This is a genomic window from Flagellimonas beolgyonensis, assembly GCF_003992615.1.
Lineage (GTDB): Bacteria > Bacteroidota > Bacteroidia > Flavobacteriales > Flavobacteriaceae > Flagellimonas > Flagellimonas beolgyonensis.
In genome coordinates this window covers 251,566-263,362 of the sequence record NZ_RZMY01000017.1, presented here as the reverse complement: position 1 = coordinate 263,362, position 11,797 = coordinate 251,566, and the positions used below count along the sequence as shown (strand labels likewise).

The 11,797-nt window shown below is 41.1% G+C and carries 11 protein-coding genes; 5 read left to right on the top strand and 6 right to left on the bottom strand.

From position 1 onward, the window contains the following. Positions 1-59 precede the first annotated feature (59 nt). Positions 60-713, bottom strand: coding sequence for a gluconate 2-dehydrogenase subunit 3 family protein (locus tag EO131_RS14365; RefSeq protein WP_127018971.1), 654 nt, complete (start codon positions 711-713; stop codon positions 60-62). Beyond that, positions 713-2,431, bottom strand: a complete 1,719-nt coding sequence (locus EO131_RS14360) for a GMC oxidoreductase (protein WP_127023677.1) — start codon at positions 2,429-2,431, stop codon at positions 713-715. The genes EO131_RS14365 and EO131_RS14360 overlap by 1 nt, the downstream gene beginning before the upstream one ends. Before the next feature lie 510 nt (positions 2,432-2,941). Here EO131_RS14360 and EO131_RS17205 point away from each other — a divergent pair. Both EO131_RS17205 and EO131_RS17200 read left to right on the top strand, forming a co-directional pair. Continuing rightward, the gene (locus tag EO131_RS17205; protein ID WP_164731707.1) at positions 2,942-3,097 is read left to right on the top strand and encodes a hypothetical protein; all 156 of its coding nucleotides are present in this window, start codon (positions 2,942-2,944) and stop codon (positions 3,095-3,097) included. A 35-nt stretch (positions 3,098-3,132) separates the two neighbouring features. Beyond that, the gene (locus tag EO131_RS17200) at positions 3,133-3,279 is read left to right on the top strand and encodes a hypothetical protein (protein ID WP_164731706.1); all 147 of its coding nucleotides are present in this window, start codon (positions 3,133-3,135) and stop codon (positions 3,277-3,279) included. 37 nt (positions 3,280-3,316) lie between these two features. Here EO131_RS17200 and EO131_RS14355 read toward each other — a convergent pair whose 3' ends face one another. Both EO131_RS14355 and EO131_RS14350 read right to left on the bottom strand, forming a co-directional pair. Next, complete coding sequence (locus EO131_RS14355; protein ID WP_262707789.1) at positions 3,317-4,036, bottom strand: formylglycine-generating enzyme family protein; 720 nt, start codon at positions 4,034-4,036, stop codon at positions 3,317-3,319. Positions 4,037-4,500: 464 nt separating this feature from the next. Next, positions 4,501-5,013, bottom strand: a complete 513-nt coding sequence (locus tag EO131_RS14350) for a GNAT family N-acetyltransferase (protein ID WP_127023671.1) — start codon at positions 5,011-5,013, stop codon at positions 4,501-4,503. A gap of 317 nt (positions 5,014-5,330) precedes the next feature. On the opposite strand from EO131_RS14350, the gene EO131_RS14345 reads away from it, so the two are divergent. Both EO131_RS14345 and EO131_RS14340 read left to right on the top strand, forming a co-directional pair. Beyond that, a complete protein-coding gene (locus EO131_RS14345) occupies positions 5,331-5,786 on the top strand; it encodes a hypothetical protein (RefSeq protein WP_127023668.1) in 456 nt (151 codons plus the stop codon). A gap of 12 nt (positions 5,787-5,798) precedes the next feature. Further along, the gene (locus EO131_RS14340) at positions 5,799-6,449 is read left to right on the top strand and encodes a hypothetical protein (RefSeq protein ID WP_127023665.1); all 651 of its coding nucleotides are present in this window, start codon (positions 5,799-5,801) and stop codon (positions 6,447-6,449) included. A gap of 16 nt (positions 6,450-6,465) precedes the next feature. On the opposite strand, the gene EO131_RS14335 is transcribed toward EO131_RS14340, so the two are convergent. Together EO131_RS14335 and EO131_RS14330 are read right to left on the bottom strand one after the other, a co-directional pair. Continuing rightward, positions 6,466-7,362 (bottom strand): sensor histidine kinase, encoded by an 897-nt coding sequence (locus tag EO131_RS14335; RefSeq protein WP_164731704.1) that lies wholly within the window; start codon positions 7,360-7,362, stop codon positions 6,466-6,468. Between the two features lie 206 nt (positions 7,363-7,568). Further along, positions 7,569-8,336: a LytR/AlgR family response regulator transcription factor gene (locus tag EO131_RS14330; protein WP_127023661.1), complete on the bottom strand. Its 768-nt coding sequence runs from the start codon at positions 8,334-8,336 to the stop codon at positions 7,569-7,571. Positions 8,337-8,536: 200 nt separating this feature from the next. On the opposite strand from EO131_RS14330, the gene EO131_RS14325 reads away from it, so the two are divergent. Beyond that, the gene (locus EO131_RS14325) at positions 8,537-11,791 is read left to right on the top strand and encodes a SusC/RagA family TonB-linked outer membrane protein (RefSeq protein WP_127023657.1); all 3,255 of its coding nucleotides are present in this window, start codon (positions 8,537-8,539) and stop codon (positions 11,789-11,791) included. Positions 11,792-11,797: the final 6 nt, after the last annotated feature.

Below are 11,797 nucleotides of genomic sequence, written 5' to 3'. Positions count from 1 at the left end.
GCCATAAAAAAAGCCTCCCGATCGGGAGGCTCTTTGTTTTATGCTTGGTTGAACTTTTGCTATTCCGACCAGGCCTTTCCACCGGTAAGGGTGTCCAGGTCGCCACAGGCGATGTACTCCCCGGGTATGGGAAGGTAGGCAAGCACCTCCTCGCCCACGTACTCCGAGGACTTGTAGGCCCATGTGGCCAGGTCCCTCAGTTCGTTGGCAAAGGTGAAGCGCGCCACCTCGTCGTCCAGGGTGGCCTCGCCGCCCTCCATGACGGCCTGCATATAGTTCATCACCGCCTCCATGTGCAGCTCCTCCTCCTCATCGGTGCGCTTGCGCAGGTAGGTGGCCAACACCGGCTCGATGTCCCCTGCCTCTATCTCCGAAAGGTTCTCCTTGCCGGAGCCCTCCAGGACCTTGGCGTAGAACCGCTCCATCTTCATCATCACGTAGTCCCGTTGTTCAAGGGGCATCACCTCGTCCAGGTAGGCATCGATGAAGGCGTGCACGTTCACCTCGGTGGCCGAGGGGGTATCGGTCTTGGGAAGGATCACGTCCACGGTGCGGGCCAGGGCCTGGCCCTGTTCCCTGCTCAAAAAGCCGGGGACCCATTCGGCATAGGCCGGCTTGTCCTTGCAGCTCTGCAGCAGGCTTAACAGTGTGGGGGTGGCCACGGCGTAGCCGAAGGCCAATCCCATGTTCTTGAGTGCTGATCTTCTTTCCATTATATGTTTCCTTTTTTGAGTTCCTGTGCCGCGTGGTTTGCGGCCCTTGCGGTAAATGCCATATAGGTGAGCGATGGGTTCACGCAGCTGGCCGAGGTCATGAAGGCCCCGTCGGTCACGTAGACGTTCTTGCAGGCGTGCACCTGGTTGTAGCCGTTGACCACGGAGGTCTTCGGGTCGCGGCCCATTCGGGCGGTGCCCATCTCGTGGATGCCAAGGCCAAGTGCTCCTGGATTGTCAAATGGTTGTACATCGCGCAAGCCTGCTTTGGTAAGCATTTCCACGGCTTGGTTTTTCATGTCTTCCCTCATTTTCCATTCGTTGTCCCTAAATTCGGCGTCGAAGGTCACCGTGGGCAGTCCCCATTGGTCCTTCTTGTCGTAATCCAAGGTCATACGGTTGTCTTCGTAAGGCAATACTTCACCAAAACCTCCCATACCGAAGGTCCAACCTCCTGGTTTAAGGATGGCATCTTTATAATCCTTTCCAAAGGACATTTCGGCGACCGCCTCTTCCCAGTTACCTCTTCCGGCACCACCTTGGTACCCGTATCCGCGGATAAAACCCTTCATATTGGAATCACCGCCAAGGTTACGGAACCTTGGGATGTAGATGCCGTTGGGCTTTCTGCCCTTGTAGTATTTGTCCTCGAATCCATCGAACTTTCCGGAAGCTCCGACCCCCAAATGATGGTCCATGATGTTTCTGCCCAATTGGTCGGAGTCATTTCCGAGACCGTTAGGGAATCTGTCCGATCTGGACTGCATCAAGATAGCGGTGGAAGCCATGGATGAAGCACAAAGGAAGATCACCTTGGCCTTGAACTCGAACTCTTCCTTGGTCTCCCTGTCGATCACCTTAACGCCGGTCGCCTTTTTTGTGTTCGGGTCGTAAATCACTTCGTGTACAATACTGTCGGGTCTCAATGTGAGGTTCCCGGTTCTTTCGGCAACAGGCAACGTTGAGGAAACACTGCTGAAATAGGCACCGAAAGGACATCCCCGGATACAACGGTTCCGGAACTGGCAGCGCACGCGACCGTCCCCTTCAAACTGTTTGTCACTGTTGATGTGGGCCGTACGACCAGCGGTAACCACTCGTCCCCCAAAATTTTCAGCTACTTTCTCGCGAAAATGTTGTTCCACACAGTTGAGGTCCATCATAGGTTCAAAAATGCCATCAGGCAATTGGGGAAGGCCCAAATTCTCGCCCGATACACCGATAAAGCTTTCGACCTTGTCGTACCAAGGTGCGATGTCCTTGTAACGGACGGGCCAGTCCACGGCAATGCCGTCGTTCTTGTTGGCCTCAAAATCGATGTCGCTCCAGCGGTAACTTTGTCTACCCCACATAATGGAACGTCCGCCCACGTGGTAGCCGCGCATCCAATCGAAGCGTTTCACCTCGTTGTAGGGGTGTTCCAGATCGTTCACGAACCAGTGTTTGGACGCGGCATTTGTGGTGTAACCCGTCCTTGCCTGTTTTTCTTGTTTTTTCAGGTCTTCGCGGGTAGGTTGGCCTGCATGGGGGAAATCCCAGTTGTCCATTTGGGCCGTGGGGTAGTCCTCCCGGTGCCTCACCATGGGCCCACGTTCCAGGACCAGGGTCTTGAGACCGTTCTCGCACAGTTCCTTGGCGGCCCAACCGCCGCTGATGCCCGTGCCCACCACTATGGCATCATAGGATTCCTGTTCGTCGTTGTAATAAAATTTGCTCATTTAGTTAATTCTTAGGTAGTTCAATTTACCAATAATTAACCAATGCTTGGCAAATACGGCCTTAAATAACATTCCTTTTAACGAAATGGAAAAATGTAACTGAGAACCATACTAATGAGAGCCTGGATGCAAAGGATACCCGGTGGATTTATAATTGCAACCGAATGAAACGTTATGTTTTGGGGCCAATTGAAAAATAAAAAACCCCTACAAATCAATGACTTGAAGGGATTTTATGTGGTCTCACCTGAAGTGCTTTTATGGATTCACTGTATTTCAGTTTGTAATTGTCTGAATATTAGCCTTGTGAGGGTGGACATTAATCGTGATTTACAATCCTTCAAGGAGTAATCTGATTTTTTTGACCCCGTTTTTGACCCTTCTTTTATCAACCTCCATTTTTGTTTCATTCAATTAACATTAAACCAGATTTAATGCGGTTAACTTTCATTACAAGACAGGGTGAACAAAATATGGACAGCACCATGCCTGTATGGGCCATTATTACTTTTGCAGGCAAGCAAATACACAAAACCCTTTAAGAATGTAAAAGTATTGCCCCAACATTGGAAGAACCAACGTATCAAACCCAATTTAAAGACAGGGGCCAACAATAATCATATCGAGTTCAACAAGGAAATTGAGCGGTTTAGGGAAAAGGTGTAACCATTTTCAGGTATTTCCATTTAAACGATCATCCCATGGATATTCAGCTTTTTGAAGAAAAACTCCATGATGAAACCTTTGGAAAGAAAGTCATTGCAACTACAAATTGCATTTTGACAAAATCAACATTCAGTTTTATGAAAAGTTCAGGGATTATTGTTTTGGAGAGCGAAATACCTTGAACAACTACTTTGGGAAACTCGAAATCAATCCATTTTATTACTTTTCAATTATTTCACAGACTACCCTGAATCCTATAGAAAATCCCCATAACCTAGGTTGATGGGGCTTCCTAAATGAAGATTTGGCATTCTGGGCACCAAAATACCAACTACCGCCCCTTATAACTTTTTCCTCTCCATTTTTGGGGCCTATAGGGTCGGTCATTTCATCATTTGGATATGGACCGTACCAATCACTTACCCATTCCCAGACATTGCCATGCATATCGTAAAGTCCCCATGGGTTTGGAGGATAACTTTTAACGGGCATTGGGTGCTCCAAGAAGATACCAGGCTTAGAATATATTGAAGGTATCTTGGCATTATAGTTCGCCAAGGTATCCGATAAAATTTCTCCATATGAAAACGGAGAAGTGGTATTGGCCCGACAGGCATATTCCCATTCAGCTTCGGTGGGCAATCGAAATCGATATCCATGGCCTTTGGATAATGTATTTAATTTTTGAAGGAAATCCATAATATCATAATAGGAAACACTGACCTTTGGATAATTTGAATTTACTCCGAGAAAAGGTGACGGTTTGTCTGGGTGGATTTCTTGGCTGCCCATAATCTTTTGCCATTGGCCTTGTGTGACTTCCGTAATCCCAAGCCAATAATCTTTGGATATATGAACCTGTTGAATGGGAGTGGGCCCATCTTTTCTTTCCAGATTCCCCATTGTAAAACTCCCTTTGCGGATTAGCGCAAACTCCATGCCTAGAACAGGGTCTTTAATAATAGGCCTTGTCTTTTTTTTACAATTGGTATTAAAGCATAAAACCAATAAACTTAAAAAAAAGGAGATTGTTTTAAGTTTGGTCTTCATTATAGGGTCAACTTCATTTCATCCCTCCACATAGGTACTTGATAAAGGCAAAAAAGACCATCCGTACCATTTGTCGGCAGTTCAAGATAAAATATAGTGTATTTCATATTGCAAAATGGCATGGTTCCTTTTTATATGATGGTTGGACTACGTTCCATATAACCCGAAAAGCAGTTCACCATGCCATTTAAGCCCTTCACTTCATAGTTGGTATCCGAGCCTATATTCCTTCTAATTTAACAACAAATAATCAAAAGAACTTAGTTTTCATTTTTGATTTTTTTGAATTAGCTCTAAAAAAGGTCGGGGCCCCGGCCTTTTTTTATTTTTAGACCGCTATAACCTTCATGGGGTTACCATGGAGGTCCATTTAAATGGAGATGATCAAAAGATTCGACAATGGAATTCGGATCAAAAAGCATTGTCCTTGCCTCCCATCTCAATGTTGTGTTTTGTTGTTTATAAGATACGTGGCCATCAACAAGATGCCAGTTTAACTTTTTATAAAAGGAAACTAAATTATCTGCACAAAGTAATATACCAATTTGGCAACTTAAAGTTTCTAGGATGAATTGTTGTGCTTCCAACATTATTAATTTGCCAAGGCCCCTCCCTCTATATTTTTTGTTAACGATCAGATTATTAATCCCAGCTGCGTCGTATGCTTTTTTATCAATATGGACCGTTCTTTCGACAATATTTACAAACGCAGACACCTCGTTATCACTAAAAGTTATGAGTGACCAGTTTGGAAGACTCCACTCAGTGTTTGCCACAATTGGAATATTGCCAAATTCTTCTTTAGCAAGTCTTTGCAAACTAGCCTTAACATCTTGTCTTAAAGAAGAATGTTTAAAAATCTGCATGGTATAATAATCCAAGTTTATTTCTGATCACCTACAAAGTGAGTTAGAAATTTTCATTGATCTCCGATGTGAGATAAGAAATTCATAAATTTCTTTTCCACTACTACAAGTTAGCGTTTCATTTAGCTGGATGAGCAGTTCACTTCAGAAATCAAATATCGAGGCGGTTCTTAACATATCTTGAAAAAACGGAATTTAAGATTGATCGGCTATTACATTAGTTCGTCTTGTTTTGTTATAGTATGAATACGCCATTTCTGAAACACGTAGCTAGAAGACTCTATCATGCACCATTAATACTGGAGTCAATTATTTCAATGTTATCTGAGACCGAATTGGATTTGAACGAAGGAGAAAGTACAAGGACAATTCGTCATATTTTGGCACATCTTAACAATATGGAGCGGAACTGCTGGCTTCAAAATATCGAGATCATATTTAATGGAGAGGACAACGAAACTTTTTTTGGTTTATCAGATTCACAGAGCAAAGAATTACTTGACTGGAAAGGAGAAGACCTGATTCAAACCTTCAAAAATCAGCGTTTTATGAACTTAAGTGCCCTGAAAGAATTTAACATTGAAAAAAAGCATTTGACAAAATTGACAACCTATCCTACTCTTGGTAAAATCACATTAAAAGAAGCTCTATCGACATGGATCACACATGATCTTGATCAAGTTTATCAAATTTTGAGGTGTCTGTGCTATCAGTCCAGATTGGACGTGGGGCCATTAAAAAAATACTTGGAAATACTTTCCCAAAACTATTGATAAATATTTGAAATGATGTATCGTCTGTTTGATAAAACAAGAATGCGAAGGATTCCATCTATACTTAAATTTGTTGTCTTTATTTTATGTGCATTCACTTTTTTATGGAGTTGTTATTCAAGGAAAAATGAAGGAGTTCACTTTAAAAACATGGATTTTACCACAAATGACAAGCGGACAAATGATTCTGTGAAAATTTCATTACGTCCCTATGGCCAGTTACTGGGTGATTGGGAGTGCCGCCTTTATACAATGACCAATGGAAATTGGGTAAAAGACACCGCATATTGGAGCTTTAATCCAATATTGGATGGTACTGCCGTACAGGACTTTTGGTGGAACCCTGCCAACAAGAGCCAAGATAAGGGAAAGGATTTTCATGGAACCAATATTAGAATGTTAAATCCCGATACAAAAAAATGGTCAGTTGTGTGGGTGGAAAATGAAGGCAATAGCATTCAAGGTCCCTGGATTTCTTATGAAAATGATAATAATGAAATATTGGTTAAAGATTCAACAGAAACCTGGCAAATACGATTTTATGATATTGATACTGAAAAATTTTTGTGGGACTGGAAGTTCTTAAAAGATTCCATTTGGGAGATTAGAGTTAAAATTGAGGCTGTTCGTTATGGGTCTGGACAAAAATTCAAGTTGGATTGAATTATTGGCCTCTATTTTATTTCCCTTCCTGTTCAATTGGAAGTTGAATCCTAACCACAACCCAACCGTTGTCATTAAACATTGAAAAGGAATAAGAATTCGGATATAAATGACGTAATCTTTCAATAATATTTTGAATTCCCAATCTTGTTCCTTCATTTTTTCCATCCACAAAATCTAGAGGAACTCCGTTGTTTTTAACAACAACAACCATATTGCTGCCCGATCCTTCAATATTTATGTTAATATCCAATTTCAGATAATCCACACCAAAGCCATGTTTTACGGCATTTTCAAGCAATGGCTGAATAATAAGATTGGGTACACTACAGGAATGAAGACCTTCTTCCACATTCAATTTGAACGATATGTCATCGTTATAGCGAATCTTCAACAATTCCACATATTTTTCGACCATATCTATTTCCATATGTAAAGGAACTAGATTTCTTTTTCCAATTTTAATGGATTCTCGAAGTAATTCAGAAAGGTTCAATACAGATTTTTTTGCCAATTCGCTGCTTTTATCAATAAGAATGTAAATAGCATTCAAAGTATTAAAAATGAAATGGGGCTGTAACTGTGCCTTTAGCAAATTCAATTCGGTCTCAGAGACTATTTTTTCATATTTGGCTATGGTGTTAATTTTTTGTTTATAGTCAAAAAAATAGTAATACGCATAGATTAAACATGTCATGGAAAAATAGATAAGGAAATTATAGTCCATAACTGCCAGGATTTTGTAAATCTTGGTTCCTTGCAAATATTCTTCAAAAGTCATCTTTCCAATAATCCAAAGAATCCCATTGGATATGTAAAAGATAAAGAAGCTTAATACTATGGAGAATAGGAAATGGATTCCTAATAATTTTTTCCAACCAATTTCTTTTTCGAGAAGGTATTTGGTCAACATACTGATCAATGTCATAAACAAAATGACCATAATCCAATCCCACAACAGATTGTCTACAATTATATTGTACCAGCTTTCGTCGTAGCCCTCTACACCGTTTATTTTCAGTATGGATTTTTTAAAAAATGAAATAAGGATGAAAGTGGAGTAAAAGGCCATCAATAATTTATTGAGAACCGGATCGTACCATTTTTTTAAATGAATGCTCATAAATTTAGGGATTCAAGAAATTCTTTTTTGTATGTTCTGCCAATCCTGAGAAGCTTCCCGTCCATCATTCGAACATCCATTTCGCCAAAACTGGATAGTACGCACTCTTTGATGTATTCTGAATTGACCACTGTGGACCGGTGGATTCTAATGAAGTTTTTATAGTTCAAACTGCTATGTATGTTTGACAAGGTTTCACGATGCAAATATTTTTTGTCATGGGTAATGATTTCCACATAATATCCTGAGGCTTGAATGTAAAGGATATCCTTTAGTTTAATGAAATTGATTTTATTGTCAATTCGGATATTGATAAAATTACCCTTTTCGTCATGATCGACATGCCCACTTAAATAGTCCAATATGGAAGACAAATTGTCAAGGGAGATTTTATTACTGTCCTTTTTTATGAGATCGATGGCTCTTAAAATTGCTTTTTCAAAGGCAATGTCCGAGAAAGGTTTCATGAGATAATCCAATGCATGCAGTTCAAATGCCCGAACTGCATATTCATCGTACGCAGTGGTAAAAACGATGGCAGGCATACTCGCTTTTGGTATTGAGGAGAGAAGCTCAATCCCGTTCGTGTCCTTTAACTTGATATCCAGGACTAAAAGATCTGGTTTATGAGCTTTTATGAGTTGCAATGCCTCTTTTCCAGAGGAAGCACTGCCCTTATAATCAATTTCCGGTATTCGAAGTAAAATTTCTTGGGCCCTTTTTCTTGGCAGCTCTTCATCTTCAACAACAATAACTTTTACCATCTAATAATCTAATTAACAACCAAATGTAAACAATTCAATCGTCCAGTTCGCAACAACGATGCTTACAGTAATATAAAAATTGCTATTCATATTGTCTTTTAAGCTTTTCACTTCACTATAAATACCGTTCACTGCATATAATTCATTATCAGTGCATTCCAAGATAAATTTATTCGCTCTTAACAAATAATTAAGTATTTATGAAGCTCAAACTAACTCTAAAGCTTACAACGTTGTTGTTGCTTGCATGTACTTTTGTTCATGCACAGAGCACAATAACCGTTGAAGGGACGGTAACTGATCAAAGTAATTTACCGCTTCCTGGCGTCAACGTCATTATTAAAGGTGTCGCCAAAGGGACTCAAACCGATTTTGATGGTAATTATTCCATTGAAGTAAGTCCTGGCCAAACTTTGGTTTTTTCATATATCGGTTTAAAAACTGTAGAGAAACCAGTTGCTGGCCAGCAAACCATCAATGTACAAATGGAAGAGGATACACAGGCACTTGAAGAAGTCGTGGTGACCGCTCAAGGAATAAAACGTGAACAACGATCACTGGGGTATTCAGTTAGTAAAGTATATGCCGAGGAAATTGAAGATCGACCTGAAGGTGATATTGGTAGGGTGTTGAGGGGAAAAGCAGCAGGAATAAACATTACCGCGACGAATGGTCTGTCAGGCTCTGGGACGAACATCATAATCCGAGGATTCACCTCCATCACAGGAAGTAATCAGCCGCTATTTGTGGTCAACGGTGTTCCTTTTGATGGAGCGTCCAATCAGCAAAACGCTTTTTTTGATAACGTAACGGAGTCCAGTAGGTTTTTGGATATCGACCCTAACAGTATTGAATCGGTAAACGTATTAAAAGGGCTGAGTGCTTCAGTTCTTTATGGAGAACGTGGCAGGAATGGAGTAATTCTAATAACCACAAAAAATGGTTCCAGCCAAAGTATTAGTGGTAAAACAGAGGTTTCTGTTTCCCAGTCCTATTTTATCTCAGATCCTATTCTACCAAAATATCAGAACAAGTACGGTGGTGGTTTCCATCAAAATTTTGGTTTCTTTTTCAGCAATTTTGGACCCTCATTCGATTCCAATGATTTAAGCAATCAGACTCTGGAGTCGAACAACCTGTTCATAAGAAGAAGGGAAGATGGTGTTGCGCTATTGGCACATCCGTTTTCACAGCTTAACGACCAATCCCTAATTTCTGGATATGAAGATATTGCCAATTCAGAATACCCTTATATACCTTACAATGGGGTTGAAGAATTTTTTAGACAAGGTGGTGTGGTCAACACATCCGTAAACATTCGAGGTGGTAATGAAAAAGCTAGCTTCAACATGAATTATGGGTATTTGGAAGATAAAGGTTTTACTCCTGGTAATAAATTGACCAGAAACACATTTGGTGTCGGTGGTAATGCAATATTAAGCAATAAATTCACCATCAATGGTGCCTTGAACTTTTCGACCACCAACTATAAAACTCCTCCCGTTGCTGCTTCCACGGGTAGTGGTGTGATCAGTAGTGGAAGTTCTGTTTTTGGCGATGTCCTTTATACACCAAGAAGTGTCGACCTTTCGGGTCTACCCTATCAAGCAGTGGATGGTAGAAGCCTTTATTACCGGAGCGGTAATGACATCCAGAATCCATACTGGACAGTAGCAAATGCGAAGGTAATTCAGGCAACTGACCGGATTTTTGGGAATTTCAATGTGAGCTATGCTATTCGGGATTGGCTTAATGTGACCTACAGATTGGGAATAGATACCTATACAGAATTTAATTCCTACGGCCAAAACAAAGGAGGTGTTGATGGCAACGTCTTAGGTGTTTACCGTACGATTAATGCTAGAAACACAACCTGGGACCATAATTTAATTTTCAATGCCAATAAGGATCTCACCGATGATTTAAACTTGAAAGTCATTCTTGGTCTGGCAAGTCGAAGGGACTTATACCAACAAGATGGTGCGGAGAGTACGCAACAACTTGTATTCGGAATTTTAGAACACTACAATTTCGTAAATAGCTCTACAAGCAGTAGTTTTTTCAGTGGAGGAAGTATTCCTTTTAGAACAGAGGTAAATACAATTGGGGCTTATTCTGATGCGACCATAGGTTATAAGAACTTCCTTTACTTCAATGGAGCCGTTAGAACCGATTGGTCATCCACACTTGAAAGGGAGAATCAGAGCATTACCTATCCTGGGGCTAGTTTATCATTCATTCCAACTTCTGCATTTAGTGGCTTTTCCAGTGAAAAGGGATTGAATTACCTTAAATTAAGGGTTGGTTATGGAACTTCAGCTGGATTTCCCAATCCTTACGGCACAAGAAATTTTCTAGCGTTGAACTCCAGGCTTTATGTTGATAATGGGGGAAATGTGCTTTCTGGCAATGCGGTATCGAATAGACTTGGAAATCCAAACTTAAAGCCAGAGAGAGTCAATGAGATTGAGGCTGGTATCGATAGCAAATTTTTTAATAATAAACTTGGACTCAATGTGAGTCTCTTCAAACGGGTTTCCAAAGATTTAATAACGGATCAAAACCTTGACCCTTCAACCGGTTATACGGTTACACGGATCAATGCAGGGGAATTGGAAACAAAGGGTGTAGAAATAGACTTTGACCTTACACCCATTAGAAATCCGGATGGGTTCAATTGGAACATCAGTGGTAACTTTTATGCCGATGAAAGTACAATAACCGCTCTTCCTGAAGGCACAGATCAAATTGCCTTAACCGGTACCATAGGTGGTCGCGCAGCAAATTACGCGGTCGAGGGTCAACCATATGGAATCATTCTGGGCAACAAGGTTGTTAGAACAAATGGCCAGTATACCGTTGATAGTAATGGAGACTATTTGGTGGGGCAAAGCACCACTGAAATAATTGGCGACCCCAATCCTGATTGGACAACCACTTTGAACAATTTAGTCAGCTATAAAGGATTTTCATTCAATATGAGCTGGCAGTATCGCCATGGCGGGGATATTTATTCGCAGACTGCGGCTACTTTGGTGGGCCGGGGAGTTGTTGCTCCGGATAATTATTTTGACGGAGAAAGGACTTATGTGTTGCCTGGAGTAAAAGCGGATGGATCTCCAAATGACATCCAACTTACACGAACACGGGTGCTTTTCAACAATCTTGGTCTTGGAGCCGAAGAATTCAAGGTTTATGATGGAACAACCATTCGATTAAGTGAAATAAGCCTAGGGTATAGTCTGCCTAAACGGTTTCTGGAAAAAACTCCTTTTGGATCACTGTCGTTCACCCTTTCCGGGTCTAATATGTGGTTCAAGGCAGTAAACTTCCCCGACGACGTGAACTTTGACACAAACAATCTTACAACTGGCGTTGGAAATGGCCAGGGAATTGACTTTTTCTCCGGTCCAAATGCTAGGAGATATGGTTTAACTGTTAAGGCATCCTTTTAATAAAAA

Excerpts from the sequence above, each read along its gene's own strand:
- EO131_RS14335 (WP_164731704.1), bottom strand. The coding sequence starts at position 7,362 with ATGTTGACCAAATACCTTCTCGAAAAAGAAATTGGTTGGAAAAAATTA.
- EO131_RS14330 (WP_127023661.1), bottom strand. The coding sequence starts at position 8,336 with ATGGTAAAAGTTATTGTTGTTGAAGATGAAGAGCTGCCAAGAAAAAGG.
- EO131_RS17200 (WP_164731706.1), top strand. The coding sequence starts at position 3,133 with ATGGATATTCAGCTTTTTGAAGAAAAACTCCATGATGAAACCTTTGGA.
- EO131_RS14355 (WP_262707789.1), bottom strand. The coding sequence starts at position 4,036 with ATGGAGTTTGCGCTAATCCGCAAAGGGAGTTTTACAATGGGGAATCTG.
- EO131_RS14345 (WP_127023668.1), top strand. The coding sequence starts at position 5,331 with ATGTTATCTGAGACCGAATTGGATTTGAACGAAGGAGAAAGTACAAGG.
- EO131_RS14325 (WP_127023657.1), top strand. The coding sequence starts at position 8,537 with ATGAAGCTCAAACTAACTCTAAAGCTTACAACGTTGTTGTTGCTTGCA.
- EO131_RS14360 (WP_127023677.1), bottom strand. The coding sequence starts at position 2,431 with ATGAGCAAATTTTATTACAACGACGAACAGGAATCCTATGATGCCATA.
- EO131_RS14365 (WP_127018971.1), bottom strand. The coding sequence starts at position 713 with ATGGAAAGAAGATCAGCACTCAAGAACATGGGATTGGCCTTCGGCTAC.
- EO131_RS14350 (WP_127023671.1), bottom strand. The coding sequence starts at position 5,013 with ATGCAGATTTTTAAACATTCTTCTTTAAGACAAGATGTTAAGGCTAGT.
- EO131_RS14340 (WP_127023665.1), top strand. The coding sequence starts at position 5,799 with ATGATGTATCGTCTGTTTGATAAAACAAGAATGCGAAGGATTCCATCT.